This is a genomic window from Serratia bockelmannii, assembly GCF_051803255.1.
GTDB lineage: Bacteria > Pseudomonadota > Gammaproteobacteria > Enterobacterales > Enterobacteriaceae > Serratia > Serratia bockelmannii.
Window position 1 is genome coordinate 800,830 of record NZ_CP196512.1, and the last position, 23,955, is coordinate 824,784.

At 60.7% G+C, this 23,955-nt stretch carries 24 protein-coding genes; 14 read left to right on the top strand and 10 right to left on the bottom strand.

The features are described 5' to 3' along the window. Positions 1 to 61: 61 nt before the first annotated feature. From murC to lpxC, 6 genes are all read left to right on the top strand, one after another. Positions 62 to 1,537: a UDP-N-acetylmuramate--L-alanine ligase gene (gene murC, locus ACSJLU_RS03715; RefSeq protein WP_025301571.1), complete on the top strand. Its 1,476-nt coding sequence runs from the start codon at positions 62 to 64 to the stop codon at positions 1,535 to 1,537. After that, positions 1,530 to 2,450, top strand: coding sequence for a D-alanine--D-alanine ligase (locus ACSJLU_RS03720; protein WP_049207262.1), 921 nt, complete (start codon positions 1,530 to 1,532; stop codon positions 2,448 to 2,450). Before murC ends, ACSJLU_RS03720 begins: the two co-directional genes overlap by 8 nt. A 1-nt stretch (position 2,451) precedes the next feature. Next, on the top strand, positions 2,452 to 3,303 hold the full coding sequence (gene ftsQ, locus ACSJLU_RS03725; protein ID WP_004932761.1) for a cell division protein FtsQ: 852 nt from the start codon (positions 2,452 to 2,454) through the stop codon (positions 3,301 to 3,303). Then, entirely contained in the window at positions 3,300 to 4,556 is a 1,257-nt protein-coding gene (ftsA, locus tag ACSJLU_RS03730) for a cell division protein FtsA (RefSeq protein ID WP_004932758.1), read from the top strand. Before ftsQ ends, ftsA begins: the two co-directional genes overlap by 4 nt. A 74-nt stretch (positions 4,557 to 4,630) precedes the next feature. Then, on the top strand, positions 4,631 to 5,785 hold the full coding sequence (ftsZ, locus tag ACSJLU_RS03735; RefSeq protein WP_004932757.1) for a cell division protein FtsZ: 1,155 nt from the start codon (positions 4,631 to 4,633) through the stop codon (positions 5,783 to 5,785). A gap of 103 nt (positions 5,786 to 5,888) precedes the next feature. Then, a complete protein-coding gene (lpxC, locus tag ACSJLU_RS03740) occupies positions 5,889 to 6,806 on the top strand; it encodes a UDP-3-O-acyl-N-acetylglucosamine deacetylase (protein ID WP_004932754.1) in 918 nt (305 codons plus the stop codon). A gap of 114 nt (positions 6,807 to 6,920) precedes the next feature. On the opposite strand, the gene ACSJLU_RS03745 is transcribed toward lpxC, so the two are convergent. Continuing rightward, on the bottom strand, positions 6,921 to 7,436 hold the full coding sequence (locus tag ACSJLU_RS03745; RefSeq protein ID WP_342096416.1) for a DUF721 domain-containing protein: 516 nt from the start codon (positions 7,434 to 7,436) through the stop codon (positions 6,921 to 6,923). Positions 7,437 to 7,462: 26 nt separating this feature from the next. Between ACSJLU_RS03745 and secM the strand changes: the two genes are divergently transcribed. The 3 genes from secM to mutT all read left to right on the top strand — a co-directional run bounded on the left by secM (position 7,463) and on the right by mutT (position 11,269). After that, positions 7,463 to 7,993 (top strand): secA translation cis-regulator SecM, encoded by a 531-nt coding sequence (gene secM / locus ACSJLU_RS03750; protein WP_049204789.1) that lies wholly within the window; start codon positions 7,463 to 7,465, stop codon positions 7,991 to 7,993. A gap of 82 nt (positions 7,994 to 8,075) precedes the next feature. Further along, complete coding sequence (secA, locus tag ACSJLU_RS03755; RefSeq protein ID WP_025301576.1) at positions 8,076 to 10,784, top strand: preprotein translocase subunit SecA; 2,709 nt, start codon at positions 8,076 to 8,078, stop codon at positions 10,782 to 10,784. Between the two features lie 80 nt (positions 10,785 to 10,864). Further along, on the top strand, positions 10,865 to 11,269 hold the full coding sequence (mutT, locus tag ACSJLU_RS03760; RefSeq protein WP_025301577.1) for an 8-oxo-dGTP diphosphatase MutT: 405 nt from the start codon (positions 10,865 to 10,867) through the stop codon (positions 11,267 to 11,269). Between the two features lie 39 nt (positions 11,270 to 11,308). Here the strand turns inward: mutT and yacG are convergent, their stop codons facing one another. The 3 genes from yacG to coaE are packed head-to-tail and all read right to left on the bottom strand — an operon-like array spanning position 11,309 to position 12,924. After that, a complete protein-coding gene (gene yacG, locus ACSJLU_RS03765; protein ID WP_025301578.1) occupies positions 11,309 to 11,500 on the bottom strand; it encodes a DNA gyrase inhibitor YacG in 192 nt (63 codons plus the stop codon). Positions 11,501 to 11,551: 51 nt separating this feature from the next. Continuing rightward, on the bottom strand, positions 11,552 to 12,304 hold the full coding sequence (zapD, locus tag ACSJLU_RS03770) for a cell division protein ZapD (protein WP_025301579.1): 753 nt from the start codon (positions 12,302 to 12,304) through the stop codon (positions 11,552 to 11,554). A 5-nt stretch (positions 12,305 to 12,309) separates the two neighbouring features. Further along, positions 12,310 to 12,924, bottom strand: coding sequence for a dephospho-CoA kinase (gene coaE / locus ACSJLU_RS03775; RefSeq protein WP_025301580.1), 615 nt, complete (start codon positions 12,922 to 12,924; stop codon positions 12,310 to 12,312). Positions 12,925 to 13,286: 362 nt separating this feature from the next. On the opposite strand from coaE, the gene ACSJLU_RS03780 reads away from it, so the two are divergent. Beyond that, positions 13,287 to 14,330, top strand: coding sequence for a GMP reductase (locus ACSJLU_RS03780; RefSeq protein WP_043135912.1), 1,044 nt, complete (start codon positions 13,287 to 13,289; stop codon positions 14,328 to 14,330). Positions 14,331 to 14,384: 54 nt separating this feature from the next. Here ACSJLU_RS03780 and hofC read toward each other — a convergent pair whose 3' ends face one another. The 4 genes from hofC to nadC all read right to left on the bottom strand — a co-directional run bounded on the left by hofC (position 14,385) and on the right by nadC (position 18,546). Next, positions 14,385 to 15,584 (bottom strand): protein transport protein HofC, encoded by a 1,200-nt coding sequence (gene hofC / locus ACSJLU_RS03785; RefSeq protein WP_043135909.1) that lies wholly within the window; start codon positions 15,582 to 15,584, stop codon positions 14,385 to 14,387. Beyond that, on the bottom strand, positions 15,581 to 17,023 hold the full coding sequence (gene gspE / locus ACSJLU_RS03790) for a type II secretion system protein GspE (RefSeq protein ID WP_025301582.1): 1,443 nt from the start codon (positions 17,021 to 17,023) through the stop codon (positions 15,581 to 15,583). The genes hofC and gspE overlap by 4 nt, the downstream gene beginning before the upstream one ends. A 5-nt stretch (positions 17,024 to 17,028) precedes the next feature. Next, positions 17,029 to 17,466 (bottom strand): prepilin peptidase-dependent pilin, encoded by a 438-nt coding sequence (ppdD, locus tag ACSJLU_RS03795; RefSeq protein WP_043135904.1) that lies wholly within the window; start codon positions 17,464 to 17,466, stop codon positions 17,029 to 17,031. Between the two features lie 189 nt (positions 17,467 to 17,655). Further along, positions 17,656 to 18,546 carry a carboxylating nicotinate-nucleotide diphosphorylase gene (gene nadC / locus ACSJLU_RS03800; RefSeq protein ID WP_025301584.1) on the bottom strand — a complete coding sequence of 297 codons (891 nt, stop codon included), beginning with the start codon at positions 18,544 to 18,546 and terminating at the stop codon, positions 17,656 to 17,658. 84 nt (positions 18,547 to 18,630) lie between these two features. On the opposite strand from nadC, the gene ampD reads away from it, so the two are divergent. Further along, positions 18,631 to 19,227, top strand: a complete 597-nt coding sequence (gene ampD / locus ACSJLU_RS03805) for a 1,6-anhydro-N-acetylmuramyl-L-alanine amidase AmpD (protein ID WP_142590874.1) — start codon at positions 18,631 to 18,633, stop codon at positions 19,225 to 19,227. Further along, the gene (gene ampE / locus ACSJLU_RS03810) at positions 19,227 to 20,081 is read left to right on the top strand and encodes a beta-lactamase regulator AmpE (protein ID WP_025301586.1); all 855 of its coding nucleotides are present in this window, start codon (positions 19,227 to 19,229) and stop codon (positions 20,079 to 20,081) included. Before ampD ends, ampE begins: the two co-directional genes overlap by 1 nt. Positions 20,082 to 20,141: 60 nt before the next feature. Here ampE and hemL read toward each other — a convergent pair whose 3' ends face one another. Then, positions 20,142 to 21,431 carry a glutamate-1-semialdehyde 2,1-aminomutase gene (gene hemL, locus ACSJLU_RS03815; protein WP_043135898.1) on the bottom strand — a complete coding sequence of 430 codons (1,290 nt, stop codon included), beginning with the start codon at positions 21,429 to 21,431 and terminating at the stop codon, positions 20,142 to 20,144. Positions 21,432 to 21,605: 174 nt separating this feature from the next. Here hemL and clcA point away from each other — a divergent pair, with 174 nt between their 5' ends. Both clcA and erpA read left to right on the top strand, forming a co-directional pair. Next, positions 21,606 to 23,045, top strand: a complete 1,440-nt coding sequence (gene clcA / locus ACSJLU_RS03820; RefSeq protein WP_025301588.1) for a H(+)/Cl(-) exchange transporter ClcA — start codon at positions 21,606 to 21,608, stop codon at positions 23,043 to 23,045. Between the two features lie 89 nt (positions 23,046 to 23,134). Next, positions 23,135 to 23,479 carry an iron-sulfur cluster insertion protein ErpA gene (gene erpA / locus ACSJLU_RS03825; RefSeq protein WP_004932708.1) on the top strand — a complete coding sequence of 115 codons (345 nt, stop codon included), beginning with the start codon at positions 23,135 to 23,137 and terminating at the stop codon, positions 23,477 to 23,479. Between the two features lie 62 nt (positions 23,480 to 23,541). Here the strand turns inward: erpA and ACSJLU_RS03830 are convergent, their stop codons facing one another. After that, a complete protein-coding gene (locus tag ACSJLU_RS03830; protein ID WP_065424607.1) occupies positions 23,542 to 23,790 on the bottom strand; it encodes a hypothetical protein in 249 nt (82 codons plus the stop codon). Between the last annotated feature and the right edge of the window lie 165 nt (positions 23,791 to 23,955).

A 23,955-nucleotide genomic window follows, 5' to 3' on the forward strand; every position in this document is an offset into this window, starting at 1 on the left:
GAACCTGAATAAAAGCAATGTGATGTAGGGCCGGGGTACCGGATCCGGATTAGAGAGAGTGATGAATACACAACAACTGGCGAAACTACGTACTATCGTGCCCGAGATGCGTCGCGTCCGGCACATTCACTTTGTCGGCATCGGTGGTGCCGGCATGGGTGGTATCGCCGAAGTGTTGGCAAACGAAGGGTATCAGATCAGCGGCTCCGACCTGGCGCCGAATCCGGTCACCCAACAGTTGAGCGCGCTCGGGGCGACGATTTATTTCAATCACCGTCCGGAAAACGTGTTGGATGCGAGCGTGGTGGTGGTGTCTACCGCCATCTCCGCCGACAACCCGGAGATCGTCGCCGCTCGTGAAGCGCGCATCCCGGTGATCCGCCGCGCTGAAATGCTGGCGGAGCTGATGCGTTTTCGCCACGGTATCGCTATCGCCGGCACGCACGGCAAAACCACCACCACGGCGATGGTCTCGAGCATTTACGCCGAAGCCCGCCTGGACCCGACCTTCGTCAACGGCGGGCTGGTGAAGGCGGCGGGGACCCACGCACGACTGGGGTCCAGCCGTTATCTGATCGCGGAAGCGGATGAGAGCGATGCGTCGTTCCTGCATCTGCAGCCGATGGTGGCCGTGGTCACCAACATCGAAGCCGACCACATGGACACCTACCAGGGCGACTTCGAGAACCTGAAACAGACGTTTATCAATTTCTTGCACAACCTGCCGTTCTATGGCCGCGCAGTGATGTGCATCGACGATCCGGTGGTGCGCGAGCTGTTGCCGCGCGTGGGTCGCCATATCACCACCTACGGCTTCAGTGAAGATGCCGACGTGCGCATCGAAGACTACCGGCAGATTGGGCCGCAGGGGCACTTTACCCTGAGCCGTCAGGACAAACCGTTGCTGACGGTGACGCTGAACGCGCCGGGCCGCCACAATGCGTTGAACGCAGCGGCGGCGGTGGCGGTAGCGACCGAAGAAGGCATCGACGACGAAGATATCCTGCGCGCGCTGGCGGGCTTCCAGGGCACTGGGCGCCGCTTCGATTTCCTCGGCGAGTTTCCGCTGGAGCCGGTCAACGGCAAAGCGGGCAGCGCGATGCTGGTGGACGATTATGGCCACCATCCGACCGAAGTGGACGCCACGCTGAAAGCGGCGCGCGCCGGCTGGCCGGACAAGCGTCTGGTGATGATCTTCCAGCCGCACCGCTACACGCGTACTCGCGATCTGTACGACGATTTCGCCAACGTGCTGTCGCAGGTGGATGTGCTGCTGATGCTTGACGTGTACGCCGCCGGTGAAGCGCCGATCCCGGGCGCGGACAGCCGCTCGCTGTGCCGCACCATCCGCAGCCGCGGCAAGCTGGATCCGATCCTGGTTTCCGATGCCGATACCGTGCCGGAAACGCTGGCGCAGCTGCTGCAGGATGAAGACCTGGTGCTGGTGCAAGGCGCCGGCAACGTGGGCAAAATCGCCCGTAAACTGGCCGAGCTGAAGCTGCAGCCGCCGAAGAAAGAGGAGGAGCACCATGGCTGATAAAGTTGCAGTTCTGCTGGGCGGCACCTCCGCTGAACGTGACGTTTCTCTGCAGTCCGGCGCCGCGGTGCTGGCCGGGTTGCGCGAAGCCGGCATCGATGCGCACGGCGTCGATACCCGCGATTTCCCGGTGACCCAGCTGAAAGATCAAGGGTTCACCAAAGTGTTTATCGCGCTGCACGGCCGCGGCGGCGAGGACGGCACCCTGCAGGGGCTGCTGGAGTTCCTCGAGCTGCCTTATACCGGCAGCGGCGTGATGGCCTCGGCGCTGACCATGGACAAATGGCGCACCAAGATGGTGTGGCAGTCGATGGGCTTGCCGGTGGCGCCTTACGTGGCGCTGAATCACCAGCTGTACTTCGGCGCCGAAAAAGCGGCGCTGCTGGCGCGCGTGGCGGATCTCGGCCTGCCGGTGATCGTCAAGCCGAGCCGTGAAGGCTCCAGCGTCGGCATGAGCAAGGTCACCGAAAGCGCGGCGTTGGCAGCGGCGCTGGAAGAAGCCTTCCGCCATGACGACGATGTGCTGGTGGAGAAGTGGTTGAGCGGGCCGGAATACACGGTGGCAATGCTGGGCGACCAGGTGTTGCCGTCGATCCGTATCCAGCCGGCCGGCGTGTTTTACGACTACCAGGCCAAGTACATTTCGGACGATACGCAGTACTTCTGCCCGAGCGGTTTGAGCGCCGAGCAGGAAGCCGAGATGGCGGCGTTGGCGCTGCGCGCCTACCGCGGTCTGGACTGCAGCGGCTGGGGCCGCGTCGACGTGATGCAAGACAGCGATGGCAGCTTCTATCTGCTTGAGGTGAACACCTCTCCGGGCATGACCAGTCATAGCCTGGTGCCGATGGCGGCGCGCCAGTTTGGATTAAGCTTCTCGCAGCTAGTGGCGAGAATTTTGGAGTTGGCCGACTGATATGTCGCAAGCTGCCCTGAATGCGCGCGATCGCGAGGTGGATAACGGCCCGCGCCGCAGCAATGGAACCCAGTTGGCGGGAATGATTTTCCTGCTGATGGTGTTGGGAACGGTCGTGTGGAGCGGTTGGGCGGTGCTTGGCTGGATGAAAGACGCCAGTCGCCTGCCGCTCTCAAGGCTGGTGGTGACCGGCGAACGCCACTACACCACCAACGATGATATTCGTCAGGCGATCCTGGCGCTGGGCGCACCCGGTACCTTTATGACGCAGGATGTGGACGTCATCCAGCAGCAGATCGAACGTCTGCCGTGGATCAAGCAGGCCAGCGTGCGCAAACAATGGCCGGATGAGCTGAAGATCCATCTGGTGGAGTACGTCCCGGTGGCGCGCTGGAACGATTTGCACATGGTGGACGCCGAGGGTAAAGCGTTCAGCGTGCCGGCGGAGCGGGCGGGCAAGCAGAAGTTGCCGCTGCTCTACGGGCCGGAAGGGAGCGAGCAGGATGTGCTGGAGGGCTATCGGGCGATGAGCGCCACGTTGGCGGCCAGCAAGTATACGCTGAAAATGGCGGCGATGACCGCGCGCCATTCCTGGCAGCTGGCGCTGGACAACGATGTCCGGCTTGAGCTGGGGCGTGATGACCGCAACGGGCGTTTGCAGCGGTTTATTGAGCTTTACCCGGTATTGCAGCAGCAGGGGCAGGCGGAGAGCAAGCGTGTCAGCTATGTCGATCTGCGCTACGAGTCCGGCGCTTCGGTAGGGTGGGCTCCGGTGTTGGTCGATCCGCAGGCGCTTGGCGGTCAGCAAAACAGTAATCAGCAACAGAATCAGGCACAGGCAAAACAACAATGATCAAGTCGACGGACAGAAAACTGGTAGTTGGACTGGAGATCGGTACTGCAAAAGTCTCCGCATTGGTAGGGGAAGTTCTGCCCGATGGCATGGTCAACATTATCGGGGTGGGCAGCTGCCCGTCTCGCGGCATGGATAAGGGCGGCGTAAACGACCTGGAGTCGGTGGTGAAGTGCGTACAGCGCGCCATCGATCAGGCCGAGCTGATGGCGGACTGCCAGATCTCGTCGGTGTACCTGGCGCTGTCGGGCAAACACATCAGCTGCCAGAACGAAATCGGCATGGTGCCGATCTCGGAAGAGGAAGTGACGCAGGACGACGTGGAGAATGTGGTGCACACCGCCAAATCGGTGCGCGTGCGCGACGAACACCGCATCCTGCACGTGATTCCTCAGGAATACGCCATCGATTATCAGGAAGGCATCAAAAACCCGGTTGGGCTGTCCGGCGTGCGCATGCAGGCCAAGGTGCATCTGATTACCTGCCATAACGATATGGCGAAGAACATCGTCAAGGCCGTGGAACGTTGCGGCTTGAAAGTTGACCAACTTATTTTCGCCGGTCTGGCCGCGAGCTACGCGGTGCTGACCGAAGATGAACGCGAACTCGGCGTTTGCGTGGTGGATATCGGCGGCGGCACCATGGATATGGCGGTGTACACCGGCGGTGCGCTGCGCCACACCAAAGTGATCCCCTACGCCGGGAACGTGGTCACCAGCGATATCGCTTACGCCTTCGGCACGCCGCCGACCGACGCGGAAGCGATTAAAGTTCGACACGGCTGTGCGCTTGGGTCGATTGTTAGCAAGGATGAGAATGTAGAGGTGCCTAGCGTCGGGGGACGTCCTCCGCGCAGTCTGCAAAGACAGACGCTGGCTGAAGTCATTGAGCCACGCTACACCGAACTGTTGAATCTGGTTAACGATGAAATTTTGCAATTGCAGGAGCAACTGCGTCAGCAAGGGGTGAAGCATCATCTGGCGGCCGGTATCGTGCTGACCGGTGGCGCCGCCCAGATTGATGGCCTGGCAGCCTGTGCGCAACGGGTGTTCCATACCCAGGTACGCATCGGCCAACCCTTGAACATCACGGGTCTGACGGATTATGCGCAGGAGCCTTACTACTCGACGGCGGTAGGTCTGCTGCACTATGGAAAAGAGTCTCACCTGAGCGGTGAGACAGAAGTAGAAAAACGCGCCTCGGTGGGCAATTGGTTTAAACGCATCAATAGCTGGCTGAGAAAAGAGTTTTAATGTTTCAACAAAGAGATCATGCTGAGTAATCTTTTTATGATCTCGCAGCGACAGGCACAAAACGGAGAGAAACTATGTTTGAACCAATGGAACTAACCAATGACGCGGTGATTAAAGTCATCGGCGTCGGCGGCGGCGGTGGCAACGCCGTTGAACACATGGTGCGCGAGCGCATCGAAGGTGTTGAATTCTTCGCTGTGAACACGGACGCCCAGGCGCTCCGCAAAACGGCGGTTGGCCAAACCATCCAGATTGGTAGCGGTATTACCAAAGGTCTGGGTGCGGGCGCGAACCCTGAAGTGGGTCGCAATTCAGCGGAAGAAGACCGCGAAGCCCTGCGCGCAGCGCTGGACGGCGCAGACATGGTCTTCATCGCAGCCGGCATGGGCGGCGGTACCGGTACCGGTGCAGCGCCAGTGGTGGCTGAAGTGGCTAAAGATTTGGGTATTCTGACCGTGGCCGTGGTGACCAAGCCTTTCAACTTCGAAGGCAAGAAGCGCATGGCATTCGCGGAGCAGGGTATCGCTGAGCTGTCCAAACACGTGGACTCGCTGATCACTATCCCGAACGACAAGCTGTTGAAAGTTCTGGGTCGCGGCATTTCCCTGCTGGACGCGTTCGGCGCGGCCAACGACGTGCTGAAAGGCGCCGTGCAGGGTATCGCCGAGCTGATCACCCGTCCGGGCCTGATGAACGTCGACTTCGCCGACGTGCGCACCGTGATGTCCGAAATGGGCTACGCGATGATGGGTTCCGGCGTGGCTTGCGGTGAAGACCGCGCCGAAGAAGCGGCCGAAATGGCGATCTCCAGCCCACTGCTGGAAGACATCGACCTGTCCGGCGCGCGCGGCGTGTTGGTCAACATTACCGCTGGCTTCGACCTGCGTCTGGATGAGTTCGAAACCGTGGGTAACACCATCCGCGCGTTCGCTTCCGACAACGCTACCGTGGTTATCGGTACCTCGCTGGATCCGGAAATGAACGACGAACTGCGCGTAACCGTGGTTGCAACCGGTATCGGTATGGACAAGCGTCCTGAAATCACCCTGGTGACCAATAAGCAGGCCAGCCAGCCGGTGATGGATCACCGTTATCAGCAGCACGGCATGTCGCCTCTGCCGCAGGAAGTGAAACCTGCCGCGAAGGTGGTCAACGACCAAGCTGCGCAGCCGAATAAAGAGCCCGACTATCTTGATATTCCAGCCTTCCTGCGTAAGCAGGCAGACTAAGAATATCCTGAGAATTTGGAATCTCCGCTCTTTGTGCTAAACTGTCCCGCCAGCCATGCTGTATGCTTGGCTGGTAGGATGGATAACATTGCGAGATAAAACGATGATCAAACAAAGGACATTAAAACGTATTGTTCAGGCGACTGGCGTCGGTTTGCATACCGGCAAGAAAGTCACGCTGACAATGCGCCCAGCGCCGGCTAATACCGGGGTCATCTATCGTCGCACTGACTTGAATCCACCGGTTGATTTTCCGGCTGATGCAAAATCCGTGCGTGATACCATGCTCTGTACTTGCCTGGTGAATGAGCATGACGTGCGTATTTCGACCGTTGAGCACCTCAACGCCGCGCTGGCTGGGCTGGGCATCGACAACATCGTCATTGAAGTCGACGCCGCTGAAATCCCAATCATGGACGGCAGCGCCAGTCCGTTCGTGTTCTTGCTGCTGGATGCCGGCATCGAAGAACTGAACTCGGCGAAGAAATTCCTGCGTCTGAAAGAGACTGTGCGTGTTGAAGATGGCGATAAATGGGCCGAGCTGTCCCCGCATAACGGGTTCCGCCTGGACTTCACCATCGATTTCAACCACCCGGCTATCGACGCCAGCTCTCAGCGCTATCGCCTTGATTTCTCGGCTGAGTCGTTCGTGCGTCAAATCAGCCGCGCGCGCACCTTCGGGTTTATGCGTGACATCGAATACCTGCAGTCCCGTGGCCTGGCCTTGGGCGGCAGTTTCGATTGCGCCATCGTGGTAGATGATTACCGCGTGCTGAACGAAGACGGTCTGCGTTTCGAAGACGAATTCGTACGTCACAAAATGCTGGACGCCATCGGCGACCTGTTCATGTGCGGCCACAACATCATTGGCGCGTTCACCGCGTTCAAGTCTGGCCACGCGCTGAACAACAAACTGCTGCAGGCCGTGTTGGCCAAGCAGGAAGCGTGGGAATACGTGACCTTCCAGGACGAAGCCGAAATGCCATTGGCATTCAAGGCACCGTCTACCGTATTGGCGTAAGGTCTGAATTCCTCGCCTGCGAATAACGGCAGGCGCATCCCCTGAGAGCCTGAGAATTCAGGCTCGCGATGGTGTGATGCCGGCTGTCGGGTGTTTTGCAGTTCGTGTCGCTGATTACTTATCACGACTGGTTGTGTTGGTACTCTCTCCGGCCAATGCAGCCAGCCGTTCCAATATTTTGCGCAGCTTCTCCGGGCTACGGCTTGCCAATCCTCTCAGTTCCTCCGCACTTTCCAGACTCAAATGCCGCATTGGCACGGGTTTTTCCGGCGCTTTTTCGGCGTTTTGCACCTGGTTGCTGCCTTTCGCCATCAAGGCCGGATTAATCCTGATGTCGATCGACGACAATGATGGTAGAATTTGCGCTCGTAGTGCAGACAGCAAAGCGGGTTGTTCGTAGCGCAAGCGCATCATCCAACTGGCATTTGCCGTTTCGAGCACTAAAATACCCTGTCGGAAATTCGCGACGCGGCACCAGGGATGCAGGGGAGCGGGCAACAGGCCCTTCACTGCACGGTTAAGCTTGAGCAGCGCCACCGCGCGTTGCTGGACGTTTTGCAGCGGCCCTTTGCTGCCGGCAGACGCGTCGTCGAACAGGACATCTAATAATTGTGGACGGCTATCGCGCATAATGGGCTCCGGCGGATTATAAACTCGTGATCGGTATTCTAAATCGTTGGCGACAATTTGGCAGACGTTATTTCTGGCCCCATCTCCTGTTAGGGATGGTTGCGGCCACGCTTGGCGCACCTTCCAATTTGTCCGGCGCCCCCGATCAGGCCGCACTGCCGAGCACATCGTCCAGCCTTAACCGGCAAAATTCGGCCAACGGCACCTTCAATAGCCTGGCCCTGCTGCAGGACGCACATCGCCGTCCTACCTTCAGCGTAGATTATTGGCAGCAACATGCGCTGCGCACCGTCATTCGTCACCTCTCTTTCGCGCTGGCGCCGCAGGCGGTTTATGCGCGGGTGCAGGAGAGCGAAGCCGAAGCGGAACCCCCTTTGCAAGTGGCGCAACTGGCGCTGCTTTCTACTCTCAACGCGCTGCTGACGCACGAGCCGAAGCCGCCGACCATCATTCGTCACACCCACCTTGAGGTGTTGCCAACGCTGGCACGGCATCAGACCGGCCTGTGGGTGGCGCAGGTGCAAGGCATTCGTGCCGGGCCCGCCGCACTCGTCTGACTTCGCCCTTCGGGCACAAAAACCATAAATAATAGCAAGTTGACTGCCGTGCTCGGCCGTCATGACAGAGATATCAAACATCATGTTAGTGAAATTATTAACCAAAGTTTTTGGCAGCCGTAACGATCGTACCCTGCGCCGCATGCGCAAAGTGGTTGAGCAGATCAACCGCATGGAACCGGACATGGAAAAACTGTCCGATGACGAGCTGAAAGCGAAAACCAACGAGTTCCGCGCGCGCCTGGAGAAAGGCGAGTCGTTGGACAGCCTGATCCCGGAAGCCTTCGCCGTGGTGCGTGAGGCGAGCAAGCGCGTGTTCGGCATGCGTCACTTCGACGTGCAGCTGCTGGGCGGCATGGTGCTGAACGATCGCTGCATCGCCGAGATGCGCACCGGTGAAGGTAAAACCCTGACCGCGACGCTGCCGGCTTATCTGAACGCCCTGAGCGGCCGCGGCGTGCACGTCGTGACCGTCAACGACTATCTGGCTCAGCGTGACGCCGAAAACAACCGTCCGTTGTTCGAGTTCCTCGGCCTGAGCATCGGTATTAACCTGCCGGGCATGCCGGCGCCGGCCAAGCGTGAAGCTTACGCCGCCGACATCACCTACGGCACCAACAACGAATACGGCTTCGACTACCTGCGCGACAACATGGCGTTCAGCCCGGAAGAGCGCGTGCAGCGCAAACTGCACTATGCGCTGGTGGATGAGGTGGACTCCATCCTGATCGATGAAGCGCGTACGCCGCTGATCATCTCCGGCCCGGCAGAAGACAGCTCCGAGATGTACATCAAGGTCAACAAGCTGATCCCTAAACTGATCCGCCAGGAAAAAGAAGACTCCGACACCTTCAAGGGTGAAGGGCACTTCTCGGTGGATGAGAAGGCGCGTCAGGTCCACCTGACCGAACGCGGCCTGATCCTGATCGAAGAGATGCTGGTGGAAGCTGGCATCATGGATGAAGGCGAATCGCTGTACTCGCCGACCAACATCATGCTGATGCACCACGTTACCGCCGCGCTGCGTGCCCACGTGCTGTTTACCCGCGACGTGGACTACATCGTGAAAGACGGCGAAGTGATCATCGTCGATGAGCACACCGGCCGTACCATGCAGGGCCGCCGCTGGTCCGACGGTTTGCACCAGGCGGTGGAAGCCAAAGAAGGCGTGGAGATCCAGAACGAGAACCAGACGCTGGCTTCGATTACCTTCCAGAACTACTTCCGTCTGTACGAGAAGCTGGCCGGGATGACCGGTACCGCCGATACCGAAGCCTTCGAATTCAGCTCGATCTACAAGCTGGACACCATCGTGGTGCCAACCAACCGTCCGATGATCCGTAAGGATATGCCGGATCTGGTGTACATGACCGAGAAAGAGAAGATCGGTGCCATCATCGAAGACATCCGCGAGCGTACCGCCAAAGGCCAGCCGGTGCTGGTGGGTACCATCTCAATCGAGAAATCCGAAGTGGTTTCCCATGAGCTGACCAAAGCGGGTATCGAGCACAAGGTGCTGAACGCCAAATTCCACGCCATGGAGGCGGACATCGTCGCCCAGGCGGGTCAGAGCGGTGCGGTGACCATCGCCACCAACATGGCGGGCCGTGGTACCGATATCGTGCTGGGCGGCAGCTGGCAGGCCGAAGTGGCGCTGCTGGAAGAACCGACAGAAGAGCAAATTGAAGCCATCAAAGCCGCCTGGAAAGTGCGCCACGATGCGGTGCTGGCTGCGGGCGGCCTGCATATCATCGGCACCGAGCGCCATGAATCGCGCCGTATCGATAACCAGCTGCGCGGCCGTTCCGGTCGTCAGGGCGACGCCGGTTCATCCCGCTTCTACCTGTCGATGGAAGATGCCCTGATGCGTATCTTCGCCTCGGATCGCGTGTCTGGCATGATGCGTAAACTGGGTATGAAAGAAGGCGAGGCGATTGAGCACCCGTGGGTGACCAAGGCGATTGCCAACGCTCAGCGCAAGGTGGAGAGCCGCAACTTCGATATCCGTAAGCAGCTGCTGGAATACGACGATGTCGCCAACGATCAGCGCCGCGCTATCTACAGCCAGCGTAACGAATTGCTGGACGTGTCCGACGTGAGCGAAACCATCGCCAGCATCCGCGAGGACGTGTTCAAGAGCACCATCGACAACTACATCACGCCGCAGTCGCTGGAAGAAGAGTGGGACATTCAGGGGCTGGAAGAGCGCCTGAAGAACGACTTCGATCTGGAGATGCCAATTGCCCAGTGGCTGGACAAAGAGCCGGAGCTGCACGAAGAGACGCTGCGCGAACGTATTCTGGAGAACGCCAAAGAGCAGTACCTGCGTAAGGAAGACGTGGTCGGCAGCGAAATGATGCGCAACTTCGAGAAGGGCGTGATGCTGCAGACGCTGGATTCCCTGTGGAAAGAGCACCTGGCGGCGATGGACTACCTGCGTCAGGGCATCCACCTGCGCGGCTATGCGCAGAAGGATCCGAAGCAGGAGTACAAGCGCGAATCCTTCAACATGTTCGCCACCATGCTGGAATCGCTGAAATATGAAGTGATCAGCGTGCTGAGCAAGGTACAGGTGCGGATGCCGGAAGAAGTGGAAGCGCTGGAACAGCAGCGTCGTGAAGAGGCTGAGCGCCTGGCGCAGCAGCAACAGCTGAGCCACCACGACGAGAACGCGCTGGTGACCGAAGATCCGAACGCGCCGGCGACCGCCGAGCGCAAAGTGGGCCGCAACGATCCTTGCCCATGCGGTTCCGGCAAGAAATACAAGCAGTGTCACGGCCGCCTGCAGTAATGCCGGCTGCGGTTAACCGATAACACCCAGGGGTTCAGCTTGCTGAGCCCCTGTTTTTTGGCACCCATCAGGAGGGTGAGATGAAACATCTGAATATCGCCGTGGGCATCATCCGCAATGCTCAACGGGAGATCTTTATTACCCGCCGCGCCGCTGACACGCACATGGCCGGATTTTGGGAGTTTCCCGGCGGCAAGATCGAACCGGGTGAGACGCCGGAACAGGCCCTGAGCCGCGAGTTGCGTGAAGAGACCGGTATCGAAGCCGAACGTGCCGAACTGTTGGAGGTGGTGGAGCATCGTTTCAGCGATCGCATCGTGACACTGAATTTTTATCTGGTGGAGCGTTGGGCGGGCGAGCCGTTTGGCCGTGAAGGGCAGCCGATGCGCTGGGTAAAACAGGCCGATCTGCGTGAAGACGAGTTCCCGGAAGCCAACGTCGGCATTATTCAACTGCTGGTGGCGCAGGCTAACGCCGCGCAATAACAAGATTGGCCTGGCGTCCGCCAGGCCTTCAACCGGCGACTAGCGGTCGTCGAGTTCGCTCCAGTCTTCGCTTTCCGACAGATCGCTGTTGCTCGGAATGCGCTTCTCTTCATCGGCCCACTCGCCAAGATCAATCAGCTGGCAGCGCTTGCTGCAAAACGGCCGGAACGGGCTGACTTCACCCCAAACCACGCCGGTGCCACAGGTTGGGCATTTCACTACGGTCGTCATAACGGTTCCTTACGCCTTCTGTCAGTGCTGAGAAGGCTTGCTTTCATGAGTTCAACAACAGGCCAATTCGAACGTCAGGCGTTCAGGCACCACGCCATTTTCGCTGTCCAGCGGCAGGAAACGAATGGCATAACGCGTCTTGTGGCCAGAAATCTGCGGATAAAGCTGCGGCGCCAGATGGAGGCGCAGGCGTAGCAGATCCGCCCCTTCGGCGTTGTCCTGGAAAAAGCCGTTCAGGCTGATTTGATTGCGGAACGGCCCCGACTGACGGATCAGATCCAGCACCATGATCAGCGCCTGGTTCAGCGGATCCAACGACTGCAGCCAGGCGGCGACGTCGGCGTCGCGATCCTGCTGCGGCGCGTGCATCCACATGTGCAGGGTTGGCAGATCGAAGCTGCAGCAGCCGCCGGGAATGTTCAGCCGCTGGCGCACCAGGCCGATCAGCCGGTCTTCACGCAGCGCCTGACCGAGGCGCGGCGCCGCCATCAGCGCCGATGAGCGCGACTTCAACTGGCCTCGCAACTGATCGATCAGCGCCATATCCACGCCCGGCACATCGGCCCAGGCCAACAGTTTTTGCTGCTGTCGCTCCAGCTCTTTGAGCAGTTCGGTGCGCACTTCGCCGCGCTCCAGCACGTCCAGCAAATCGGAGACGGTGCGGAAAAAGGTAAGGGCGATGGCGGTTTCGCTCAGGGCGCGCTGGCCGTGCAGCTGTTGCAGTAAAAACTCGATGCGCAGCCAGGTGCGCATTTTTTCGTTCAGCGGGTGTTCAAAGAGAACGGTTGGGGAAACATCACTCATGCAGTTTAATCCTGTTGGGGCGCTGTTGCCGCCAGTTCAAGGTAGCGACGATGCAGTGCGGCGACCCGTGGCTCTATCCCCTGAGCGGCGCCGCTGTTGTCAATAATGTCATCCGCCACGGCGAGGCGCTGCTGGCGCGTGGCCTGGGCGGCGAGAATGCTCTGCGCTTGCTCGCGGCTGATGCCGTCGCGCGCGATGGTGCGAGCCAACTGGGTTTCGGTGTCGACGTCGATCACCAGCACCCGATCGGCGCGATCCTGCAGGCCGTTTTCCACCAGCAGCGGCACGACCCACAGCGCGTACGGGCTGGCCGCCTGCGCCAGTTGGCGTTGGGTCTCGCGGTGTATCAGCGGATGCAGTAGTTGGTTCAGCCAGGTTTTATCATCGGGGTGGCTGAAGATGCGCTGACGCAGAGCAGCGCGGTTGAGCGCGCCGTCCGGCAGCAACATTTCATTACCAAATCGCTCGGCGATCGCGGCCAGAGCAGGGGTGCCCGGCTCAACGACCTGACGGGCGATCACGTCGGCATCGACAATGGCTGCGCCGTGGCGCGCAAAGGCGTTCGCAACGGTCGTTTTGCCGCTGCCTATGCCCCCGGTCAACGCAACAATGTAGGCCATGGTGTTAGGTGCATCCGATGTTCATAAAAAAATAATAGACGAATCATAAAGCGATCGCGCAGAAGTGCAAGTCGGCAGGCGGCGCTTGCGCCTCGGCCCCGTTCGGGCGGCGAGAAAAAGCGCAGCGGCACGGCAGAAATGAGCGGGCAATCACACTGCGATTATGCAGGTAAATTTGTCGGATTGTAGCGTAAATAAAGGCGAATTCGCAGTCTTGTTCGGCGATTATTAGCGCGTATTATAACGTCACTGGAACTGGCATTAATCTCGCCGTCATCTTTCCGCGCCACGGGAAAGCCGTCGGGCAGAGGTTCGAACATCCTCCTTGCGATCCGTCGCCATTAACCAGGAAATCATAAGTCATGCGTATTGAAGAAGATTTGAAGTTGGGTTTTAAAGACGTGTTGATCCGCCCTAAGCGCTCCACGCTGAAAAGCCGTTCCGAGGTTGAACTGGAACGTCAGTTTACCTTCAAGCATTCAGGTTGCAGCTGGTCCGGCGTGCCGATTATCGCCGCCAACATGGACACAGTGGGTACCTTCCGCATGGCCGAGGCCCTGGCTTCTTTCGATGTTCTCACCGCCGTACACAAACATTACAGCGTCGAGCAATGGGCTGATTTCGTGCAGCGCATGCCGGAATCGGTGCTGCGCCACGTGATGGTGTCCACCGGCACTTCCGAAGCCGACTTCACCAAAATGCAGCAGATCCTGGCCCTGTCTCCGGCGCTGAAATTCATCTGTATCGACGTGGCCAACGGTTACTCTGAACACTTCGTCGCCTTCTTGCAGAAAGCGCGCGAAGCCTGCCCGAATCACGTGATCTGCGCCGGCAACGTAGTGACCGGCGAGATGGTGGAAGAGTTGATCCTCTCCGGCGCCGACATCGTTAAAGTCGGCATCGGGCCGGGATCGGTATGCACCACCCGCGTGAAAACCGGCGTGGGCTACCCGCAGCTGTCGGCGGTGATCGAATGCGCCGATGCGGCCCATGGGCTGGGCGGCCAAATTGTCAGCGACGGCGGCTGCTCGGTGCCGGGCGATGTCGCCAAAGCCTTCGGTGGCGGCGCGGACTTCGTGATGCTGGGTGGCATGCTGGCCGGCCACGACGAGTGCGAAGGCACCGTGGTGGAAGAGAAAGGCGAGAAGTTCATGCTGTTCTACGGCATGAGCTCCGAGTCAGCGATGAAGCGCCATGTCGGCGGCGTAGCGGAGTATCGCGCGGCCGAAGGGAAAACCGTCAAGCTGCCGCTGAGGGGCGAGGTGGAGTTTACCGTGCGCGATATCCTCGGTGGTCTGCGTTCCGCCTGCACCTACGTCGGCGCCGAGCGTTTGAAAGAGCTGACCAAGCGCACCACCTTTATCCGCGTGGCAGAGCAGGAAAACCGCGTCTTCGGCAGCAAATAAGCCACAGCTTGCATTCGGGCGCAGCACACCGCGGCGCCCGCTATCCTCTTCCCTTTATCCCAACACGCTGCCCAGTTGAAAGATAGGCAGGTACATGGCGATCACCAAAGCGCCGACAATCCCGCCCACCACCAGCATCAGCAGCGGCTCCAGCGTTTGCGCCAGCGTATCGGCCAGCTCGTGCGTCTGCCGTTCATACCACTGCGCCAATTTATCCAGCAAGGCGTCCAGCGAACCGGACTCTTCGCCCACCCGCACCAACTGCCGGCACAGCGGCGGAAACAGCGGTTGCAGGCCCATGGCATGATGAAAGGCTTCTCCTTCGGCGATCTGCCGTCGCACCTGCTCCAGCGCCTGTCGGTACAGCAGATGGTCAGCCGCCAGCGCCGCCGCGCTCAAGCCTTCCACCAGCGTCAGCCCGGCGCGTTGGGTCATGGTCAGGATGCGAAATGTTTGGCTCAGCGCGCCGCCGCTCACCAGCCGGGCGATCAGCGGCAGGCGAAGCAAGAGTGCCTGTTCACGTCTGCGCCACGGCGGGCGCGGATGCAGCCAGCGGCAGTAGCCGAACAGCGATGCGCCGAGCAGCAGCGCCAAATAGGGGCCAACGGCGATCAGCAGCGCGGACAACTTCAATAGCCCTTGGGTAAACCAGGGCAGTGGCGCATCGAACGATTGATAAACCTTGGCGAATTCTGGCAGCACCATCACCAGCATCAGCACGCTGACCAGCAGCGCCACCGCACAGATGAAGAGGGGATACCGCAGCGCCTTGGTCACCTTGCGGCGCAGCAGCAGCTGGGCTTCTTGCTGTTGTGCCAGCTGCAGGCAGCAGCGATCGAGGTTACCGGTCAGTTCGCCGATGGCGATCAGCTGGCGGTAGATCAGGGGAAAAATCCCCGGTTGTTCGGCGAGGGTTTCGGAAAGCGGTTGCCCTTCGCGCACCTGGTCGGCCAGCTGGCGCAGCAGGCAGCGCCAGGCTGCCGAAGGATGCTCTGCTGCCAGCAACTGCAGCGCATCGACCAGCGGCAACCCCGCCTGCAGCAGAGTGGCGAGCTGGCGGGTGAAGTGGATTAAGGGTTCTCCACGCCATTGACCGGGCGTAACGCGTTTGCCGTGCCCGATTCGGCACGGTTGCATGCCTTGCTCAATCAGTAATCGGCTCACCTGCCGTTTTTCTTCGCTCATCAGTTCGCCGCGGCGTAAGGCGCCCTGAGCGTCGAAAGCCTGCCACAGAAACAGGCGGCGTGCTTTCATGACGTGGTTGCGCCGAGCTGGACGACGTCGATCACGCGATACAGTTCTTCCAGCGAGGTCGTGCCTTCGGCGGCCAGAGTCAGCCCGGCCTGCAGCAGCGAAAGCTGCCCCTGCTCACGGGCGATATTCGCCAGCAGGCTAGGAGCAGCGTTCGCCAGCAGCGCCGCCTGTATTTCCGGCGTAATGGCCAACAGCTCATACACGCCGATGCGCCCATAGTAGCCGCCGAAGCAGTGCTCGCAGCCGTCGGCGCGCCAGGCGGTCAGCGGTTCTGGCCAGATAGCGGTGGGAAAATGCGTCGGCTGGCTTTGCGGATAGCGGCAGTGGCGGCACAGCCTGCGCACCAACCGCTGCGCGACGATCAGCTTCAGGCAGCCGGCGAGCAGGTAGCCGGGGATCCCCATGTGCATCAGCCGCGTCAGGGTTTCGCCAGTGGAGTTGGTATGCAGCGTTGACAGCACCAGGTGGCCAGTTTGCGCGGCCTTGACCGCGATCTCGGCGGTTTCCGTATCGCGGATCTCGCCGATCATGATGACGTCCGGATCCTGGCGCAGCAGGGCGCGCAGCACCCGGGCGAAGCTCAGCTCGGTTTTGGCGTTGATCTGGGTCTGATTAATGCCGAACAGCGGGATCTCGACCGGATCCTCGACGCTGCATAGGTTGCTTTGCGCATCGTTCAACTGGCGCAGACCGCTGTACAGCGTCACCGTCTTGCCGCTGCCGGTCGGGCCGGTCACCAGGATTAACCCTTGCGGGCAGGCCAGCGCCGTCGCGTAGCGCGCCAGATCCGCCCGGCTCATGCCCAGTTTATCCAGCGGCAGCTCCTGCTGCTCACCCTGCTGGACGCGCAGCACCACCTTTTCGCCGTGCAGCGTCGGCAGGGTGGCGATACGCATGGCATAGCGCGCGCTGTCCAGCGTCAGGCTGAGCTGCCCGTCCTGAGGCTGACGGCGCTCGGCGATATCCAACTGGCCGAGGATCTTCAGCCGGGCGATGAGGCGCGCGGTCAGCTGCGGCGGCGGTGAGGCGAGGGTTTGCAGCACGCCGTCGATGCGCAGACGAATGCGAAAATGCTGCCGAAAGGGCTCGAAGTGGATGTCCGAGGCGCGGCGCTGAATGGCCAGGCGCAGCGTCTGGTTGATGAACTGTACCACCGGCGCATCGCCGTCGTCGGGGTAGGCGATATCGGTTGTGTCCTCTTCGGCCGCCAGCGGTGCCGAGAGCGGCTCGTGGTGCTGATTCAGCGCCAGCTCCAACCTGGCCGCCGGCCATTGTTCCAGATGGATGCGTTTGCCGGTGGCGAAACGCAGCGCCGCCAGCAGCCCCTGCGGCGCTTCTTCGCTGAGCGCGACCGTCAGGGTGGTCGGGTCTTCGCTCAGCGCCAGCGCCTGATAGCGCCGACACAGGGTGTGAACCTCTTCGCTGATTTGCGCGTTCATCGCTGCTACTCCGCTGCGTCGTCGAAGCGGAAGACTTCCCGGCACACCTCAACCAGCGTCGCGTTTTCGCTGCTGCACAGCCGGGTCCAGTGGGTCAGCCCATCTGCGTTCGATTTGGGGGTTAACGCCACCGCCAGCCCCTGCAGCGTTTGGGCGCCAGTCAGCGTGATGACGCCTTTAACGACTTTCACCCCGCTGACGTAACGCGACGCGCCGCCGGTGGGAATGCCTTTGCTGCCAGCGTCACAGCCGGCGGGCGCGCCTTCATCCAGCACGCACAGTTCGACCGCCAGTTTATACGGCGCCATGGTTTGCAGCATGTCGGTCATCGCCGCTTTCTGGATGTAGCGCTGGTAGGCGGGAATGCCGATGGCGCTGAGGATGGCGATGATGGCGATCACCACCATCAGTTCGATCAGGCTAAAGCCGCGTTGCGTTTCCATGCGTTGTTTCCTCCATAAGGGTGTGGAAAACAACGGTAGCGGTTTGCGCGGGGGAACGGCGAGCGGGTTTTACGCGTTTCTCGGCGTGCTTCCATCAGTAATGATGCCGTTTGCAGCGGAGGGAAAAACGGTGCGAGGGGCTTCGCAAATCTGCGGTAACGCCCCCGGCGGCGGCCGGGGGCGAGGGGATCATTTGAAGCGCATCGACAGATCGAGCGCGGTCACATGTTTGGTCAGCGCGCCGACCGAAATGTAATCCACGCCGGTCTCGGCGAAGGTGCGCAGCGTCTCGCTGGTGACGTTGCCGGATACCTCCAACTGGGCGCGGCCCTGGGTTTGGGCGACCGCCTGACGCATCATCTCGACGCTGAAGTTGTCCAGCATGATGATGTCGGCGCCGGCGTCCAGCGCCTGCTGCAGTTCATCAAGCGATTCGACTTCCACTTCCACCGGCACGTCGGCGTGCAGCCAGAAGGCTTTTTCCACCGCGTTTTTGATCGAGCCGGAGGCGATGATGTGGTTTTCCTTGATCAGGAAGGCATCGGACAGCCCCAGCCGGTGGTTGCTGCCGCCCCCGCACAGTACGGCATATTTCAACGCGGTGCGCAGGCCGGGCAAGGTCTTGCGGGTATCGAGCAGGCGAGTCTGGGTGCCTTCCAGCAGAGCCACATAGCGGCTGACCTCGGTCGCCACGCCGGAGAGCATCTGCACGAAGTTCAGCGCGGTGCGCTCGCCGGTCAACAGCACCCGCGCAGGGCCGCGCAGCCGGCAAAGCGGTTGGTTCGGTATCAGACGGTCGCCGTCTGCCACCAGCCACTCCACCTGCACCTGGTTGCCCAACTGAATAAAGACTTCGTTCAGCCAGCGGCGGCCACAGAACACGCCGGCTTCGCGGGTAATGACGGTGGCTTCGGCCTGCTTGTCCGCCGGTAACAATTGCGCGGTAATATCGCGCCCGGCGTCAACTTCACCTCCCAGGTCTTCGCGCAGCGCCTGGGCGACGGAATAGGGAATATCACTTTCAATACGTTCAAGAAGCTCGGTACGGCGACGGTCGGCACTGTAGCGGCGTGTCGGCATGGAAAACTCCGAAATGGACGGTTAGATCGTAGGGGAACATGCTACTCTGTTGCAGGAATAAGTACCACCGCAGAGAGGTGTCTGATGCAGTTGGAAAATGGCTGGATTGCCGGGGTGACGCGAGTGGTTTCGCCGCACTGCGATCGTCGCCCGGATGACGAGCCGCCCTCGCTGCTGGTCATCCATAACATCAGCCTGCCGCCCGGCGAATTCGGTGGCCCCTATATCGACCAGCTGTTCACCGGCACGCTCGATCCCGCGCAGCACCCTTATTTCGCCGAGATCCATCAGCTGCGAGTGTCTGCGCACTGCCTGATCCGCCGCGATGGGGAGATCGTGCAGTATGTGCCCTTCGACCAGCGCGCGTGGCACGCGGGCGTTTCTCTGTATCAGGGGCGCGAACGGTGCAACGATTTCTCCATCGGCATCGAGCTGGAAGGCACCGACCAGTTAGCCTACACCGAGGCGCAATATCGCACGCTGCAGGCGGTCACCGCGCTGCTGGCCGAACATTATCCGCCGTTGGCGGCGCATATCGCCGGGCATTGCGATATCGCCCCCGGCCGCAAAACCGATCCCGGGCCGGCGTTCGATTGGGATCGCTATCTGGCATCTCTGGAACAACGCGGCGCGCCCGCCGACGCTATGCTTGAAACAAGAAAAAGGGAGAGGAATCGCTAATGACGCTGTTTACGCTGTTGCTGGTTTTGGCCTGGGAGCGCCTGTTCAAGCTGGGGGAACACTGGCAGCTGGATCATCGCCTCGAAGTGGTATTTCAGCGGCTGCATCGGGTTTCGCTGGCGCAGACGCTGGCGATGACCGCCGCCTGGATGGTTGTCGTCTGGGGCGTTCTGTGGTTGTCGCACGGGTTATTCTTTGGCGTGGTGACGCTGCTGCTGTGGATCGTCATCGATCTGCTGTGCGTCGGCGCCGGCATCAAGCGCAAACACTACCGCGCCTACCTGAAAGCGGCGCGGCAGGGGGATACCCATGCCAGCGATCAGATGGCGGAAGAGCTGGCGTTGATCCACGGCTTGCCGGTGGACTGCAGTGAGGAGCTGCGCCTGCGCGAGCTGCAAAACGCGCTGCTGTGGATCAACTTCCGCTATTACCTGGCGCCGCTGTTCTGGTTCGTGGTCTTTGGGCCGTACGGGCCGATCGCGCTGGCGGGATATGCCTTCCTGCGCGCCTATCAAACCTGGCTGGCGCGCCACAATACGCCGCTGGAGCGTTCGCAGTCGGGCATCGATCATCTGCTGAACTGGCTGGACTGGATCCCGGTGCGTTTGGCCGGGGTGGCCTATGCGCTGTTTGGCCACGGCGAGCGGGCGCTGCCGGCTTGGTTCGCCTCGCTGGGGGATCGGCATTCGTCGTCGTATCAGGTGTTGACGCGGCTGGCGCAGTTCTCGCTGGCGCGCGATCCGCATATGGATCCGGTGCAAACGCCGCGCGCGGCGGTGACGCTGGCGCGCAAGGTGACGATGATCATCGTGGTGGTGGTGGCGCTGTTGACCATTTACGGCACGCTGCTGTAAACCGCAGCGAAAAACAAAACGGGCGCCGAGGCGCCCATTTTTCTGGCCATCCGGCCGGGATTACAGCTTGGCGAAGCAGCGACGCGCGGCGTCGATGGTGCGCTGGATGTCTTCCTTGCTGTGCGCCACGGACATGAAGCCCGCTTCGAAGGCGGACGGTGCCAGATACACCCCTTCTTCCAACATCAGGTGGAAGAAGCGCTTGAAGCGTTCCACGTCGCACTGCATCACGTCCTGGTAGCAGGTGACCGCCGGCGCGTCGGTGAAGAACAGGCCGAACATGCCGCCGACGTTGTTGACCACCAACGGGATATTCTCTTCCTGCGCCGCATGCAGCAGGCCTGCGGCCAGCATCTCGGTCAGTTCGGTCAGCGTCTGGTGCACGCCAACCTGCGACACTTCGGTCAGGCAAGCGTAGCCCGCCGCCATGGCGATCGGGTTGCCGGACAGGGTGCCCGCCTGGTAGACCGGACCGGTCGGCGCCAGCGCCTCCATCACATCGCGACGGCCGCCGAAGGCGCCCACCGGCATACCCCCGCCGATGATTTTGCCGAGGCAGGTCAGATCCGGCTCAACGTCGTAATAGGACTGCGCGCCGGCCAGCGCCACGCGGAAGCCAGTCATCACTTCGTCGATGATCAAGAGCGCGCCGTACTTGTCGCACAGGGCGCGCAGGCCCGGCAGGAATTCCGGCAGCGGCGGCACGCAGTTCATGTTGCCGGCGACCGGCTCGACGATGATACAGGCGATCTCTGACGGGTACTGTTCGAAGGCGGCGCGCACCGAATCCAGATCGTTATAGGTGCAGGTCAGGGTGTGTTTAGCGAAGTCGGCTGGCACGCCCGGTGAGTTCGGCTGGCCGAGGGTCAGCGCGCCGGAGCCGGCTTTCACCAGCAGGCAGTCGGCGTGGCCGTGGTAGCAGCCTTCGAACTTGATGATTTTATCGCGGTTGGTGTAGCCGCGCGCCAGGCGGATGGCGCTCATGGTGGCTTCGGTGCCCGAGTTCACCATGCGCACCATATCCATCGTCGGCACCAGCTCGGTGACCAGCTGCGCCATTTTGACTTCCATCTCGGTCGGCGCGCCGAAGCTCAGGCCGCGCTGCGCCGCTTCGATCACCGCGTCGCGGATCGCCGGGTGGTTATGCCCCAGCACCATCGGCCCCCAGGAACCGACATAGTCGATATAGGCCTTGCCGTCGGCATCGAACAGGTAAGCCCCGTCTGCGCGCTCGATAAACAGCGGCACACCGCCTACGCCGGTGAATGCACGCACCGGAGAGTTTACCCCGCCGGGGATCAACTGTTGCGCCTGGGCGTACAGACTTTCGGACTTGCTGTGTAGGCTCATAAATCGGCTCCTGGATTCTCTTTTGAATGATTTGACCGCGCTATTCTAGAGGAGAGCGCCGCGTTATGAAACGATCACAGTCAGATACCATTAACGGCAGCGCCCGCCGCCGGGTTGGGGTAGAATTATCGCCCTGCCTATTTGTATTACAAATTACCTGACGAATTATTCGCGATGACAGAATCACACTCACAGCCCGTCGGGACGTTGAGCCCGCGCCTTAGCCGCAGCGATGCGGTGCGCCAGTTTATCCGCCGCGATAAAACGCCGGTGGCGATCTTGTTGATGGCCGCGCTGGTGGGGACGCTGGCTGGTTTGCTTGGCGTGGCCTTCGATAAAGCGGTGGAGTGGGTGCAGCAGCAGCGGCTGGCTTCGCTGGCGCAGGTCGCCGACTCCTGGATCCTGGTGTGGCCGCTGGCGTTTATCCTGTCCGCCGCGCTGGCGGCGCTGGGCTATTACCTGGTGCGGCGCTTTGCGCCTGAGGCGGGCGGCTCGGGCATTCCGGAGATCGAAGGCGCGCTGGAGGAGCTGCGGCCGGTGCGCTGGTGGCGTGTGATACCGGTGAAATTCATCGGCGGCATGGGCACGCTGGGGGCGGGCATGGTGCTGGGGCGCGAAGGGCCCACGGTGCAAATGGGCGGCAACGTCGGGCGCATGGTATTGGACGTGCTGCGCATTCGCGGCGCCGAGGCGCGTCATTCGCTGCTGGCGACCGGGGCCGCCGCCGGGCTGTCCGCCGCGTTCAACGCGCCGCTGGCCGGCATTCTGTTTATCATCGAAGAGATGCGGCCGCAGTTTCGCTACAACCTGATCTCGATTAAAGCGGTGTTTATCGGCGTTATCATGTCGAGCGTGGTGTACCAGCTGTTTAACGGCCAGGGCTCGGTGATCGCGGTCGACAAACTTTCTTCGGCGCCCATCAACACCCTGTGGCTCTATCTGGTGCTGGGGGCGATATTCGGCGCGGTGGGCGTGGGGTTCAACGCGCTGATCTTCCGCACCCAAGACATGTTCGCGCGCCTGCACGGCGGCAGAATGCGCAATATCTTGTTGATGGGTGGGTTGCTCGGCGGCGTGTGTGGCATTCTGGGGTTGATTCAGCCAGAGGCGGCGGGCGGCGGCTTTGGGCTGATCCCGATCGCCGCGGCGGGCAATTACAGCGTCGGCATGTTGATGTTTATCTTCATTACCCGCATCTTCACCACGCTGCTGTGCTTCGGTTCCGGCGCGCCGGGTGGCATCTTTGCGCCGATGCTGGCGCTGGGCACGCTGTTCGGCACCGCCTTCGGGCTGGCGGGGGCGCATCTGTTCCCGCAATACGGCATCGAAGCGGGCACCTTCGCCATCGCCGGTATGGGGGCGCTGTTCGCCGCCACGGTGCGGGCCCCGTTGACCGGTATCGTGCTGGTGCTGGAAATGACCGACAACTACCAGCTGATTTTACCGATGATCATCACCTGCCTCGGCGCCACGGTAGTGGCGCAGCTGCTCGGCGGCAAGCCGCTGTATTCATCGATCTTGGCTCGCACCCTGCAAAGGCAGGAGGCGCAGCTGGCACGGGAAGCGGCGGAGAAAACAGGTAAAGAAAATACAACAAATGCGGTGAATACTTGAACGCAACACTCAGGTATCGGATAATCGTTAATATTAATCAGGCAGCCATAGTCGCGATCTGATGCTGAACAATGTTGGGAGTAAAGAGTATGAGTGATCAAACGGCACTGCCCCTGCAATTTACCGAGGCAGCAGCAAACAAGGTTAAGTTCCTGATTGCTGACGAAGAAAACCCGAACCTGAAGTTGCGGGTTTACATTACCGGCGGCGGCTGCAGCGGATTCCAGTACGGCTTCACTTTTGACGACAAGGTCAACGATGGCGACATGACCATCGAGAAGCAGGGCGTGGCGCTGGTGGTCGATCCGATGAGCCTGCAGTATCTGGTCGGCGGTTCGGTGGACTACACCGAAGGGCTGGAAGGGTCGCGCTTCGTGGTGACCAACCCGAATGCCAAAACCACCTGCGGTTGCGGTTCGTCGTTTAGCATCTGAGTTTGCCTGTCAGAACATCAACCCGCTCGCCTTAGGCCGGCGGGTTTTTTTTATACCTACCATTACCATTCCACGAGGATCACTTCCGCACCGTTCTGCTGCGTCGGTGGGTTGCGGATGATCTTCGGCTGCGCCGTCGCGTGGCTGCATTCGGCCTGGGGGACGGCGGCTTCGAGGCGCACGGCGCATTGCGGTTCAATGGTCAGGGTAACGCCGATCTGGCCGCTGACGGCATCGGCATACGCGGCGCCACTCAGCAGGGCGCCACAGCAGGCAAGCAGAATTTTTTTCATCATTGCGGGAATAGTCATCCGTAAGCCATCTTGTGATGACTTATCGGCAAAAAGTTAAAAAGTTTTAACAGCGTGGGGAAGGGATTAACCTGCGGGTAACAGAATTTTACATCGACACTACGCTATTTTTTGGACGAAAATAACAACACCAGACCCGTTTTTAGTCTAATAAATCACCCGGTG

What these genes read in the sequence shown, in the direction of transcription:
- murC (WP_025301571.1), top strand. Translation starts at nt 62, where the DNA reads ATGAATACACAACAACTGGCGAAACTACGTACTATCGTGCCCGAGATG.
- ACSJLU_RS03720 (WP_049207262.1), top strand. Translation starts at nt 1,530, where the DNA reads ATGGCTGATAAAGTTGCAGTTCTGCTGGGCGGCACCTCCGCTGAACGT.
- ftsQ (WP_004932761.1), top strand. Translation starts at nt 2,452, where the DNA reads ATGTCGCAAGCTGCCCTGAATGCGCGCGATCGCGAGGTGGATAACGGC.
- ftsA (WP_004932758.1), top strand. Translation starts at nt 3,300, where the DNA reads ATGATCAAGTCGACGGACAGAAAACTGGTAGTTGGACTGGAGATCGGT.
- ftsZ (WP_004932757.1), top strand. Translation starts at nt 4,631, where the DNA reads ATGTTTGAACCAATGGAACTAACCAATGACGCGGTGATTAAAGTCATC.
- lpxC (WP_004932754.1), top strand. Translation starts at nt 5,889, where the DNA reads ATGATCAAACAAAGGACATTAAAACGTATTGTTCAGGCGACTGGCGTC.
- ACSJLU_RS03745 (WP_342096416.1), bottom strand. Translation starts at nt 7,436, where the DNA reads ATGCGCGATAGCCGTCCACAATTATTAGATGTCCTGTTCGACGACGCG.
- secA (WP_025301576.1), top strand. Translation starts at nt 8,076, where the DNA reads ATGTTAGTGAAATTATTAACCAAAGTTTTTGGCAGCCGTAACGATCGT.
- mutT (WP_025301577.1), top strand. Translation starts at nt 10,865, where the DNA reads ATGAAACATCTGAATATCGCCGTGGGCATCATCCGCAATGCTCAACGG.
- yacG (WP_025301578.1), bottom strand. Translation starts at nt 11,500, where the DNA reads ATGACGACCGTAGTGAAATGCCCAACCTGTGGCACCGGCGTGGTTTGG.
- zapD (WP_025301579.1), bottom strand. Translation starts at nt 12,304, where the DNA reads ATGAGTGATGTTTCCCCAACCGTTCTCTTTGAACACCCGCTGAACGAA.
- coaE (WP_025301580.1), bottom strand. Translation starts at nt 12,924, where the DNA reads ATGGCCTACATTGTTGCGTTGACCGGGGGCATAGGCAGCGGCAAAACG.
- ACSJLU_RS03780 (WP_043135912.1), top strand. Translation starts at nt 13,287, where the DNA reads ATGCGTATTGAAGAAGATTTGAAGTTGGGTTTTAAAGACGTGTTGATC.
- hofC (WP_043135909.1), bottom strand. Translation starts at nt 15,584, where the DNA reads ATGAAAGCACGCCGCCTGTTTCTGTGGCAGGCTTTCGACGCTCAGGGC.
- gspE (WP_025301582.1), bottom strand. Translation starts at nt 17,023, where the DNA reads ATGAACGCGCAAATCAGCGAAGAGGTTCACACCCTGTGTCGGCGCTAT.
- ppdD (WP_043135904.1), bottom strand. Translation starts at nt 17,466, where the DNA reads ATGGAAACGCAACGCGGCTTTAGCCTGATCGAACTGATGGTGGTGATC.
- nadC (WP_025301584.1), bottom strand. Translation starts at nt 18,546, where the DNA reads ATGCCGACACGCCGCTACAGTGCCGACCGTCGCCGTACCGAGCTTCTT.
- ampD (WP_142590874.1), top strand. Translation starts at nt 18,631, where the DNA reads ATGCAGTTGGAAAATGGCTGGATTGCCGGGGTGACGCGAGTGGTTTCG.
- ampE (WP_025301586.1), top strand. Translation starts at nt 19,227, where the DNA reads ATGACGCTGTTTACGCTGTTGCTGGTTTTGGCCTGGGAGCGCCTGTTC.
- hemL (WP_043135898.1), bottom strand. Translation starts at nt 21,431, where the DNA reads ATGAGCCTACACAGCAAGTCCGAAAGTCTGTACGCCCAGGCGCAACAG.
- clcA (WP_025301588.1), top strand. Translation starts at nt 21,606, where the DNA reads ATGACAGAATCACACTCACAGCCCGTCGGGACGTTGAGCCCGCGCCTT.
- erpA (WP_004932708.1), top strand. Translation starts at nt 23,135, where the DNA reads ATGAGTGATCAAACGGCACTGCCCCTGCAATTTACCGAGGCAGCAGCA.
- ACSJLU_RS03830 (WP_065424607.1), bottom strand. Translation starts at nt 23,790, where the DNA reads ATGACTATTCCCGCAATGATGAAAAAAATTCTGCTTGCCTGCTGTGGC.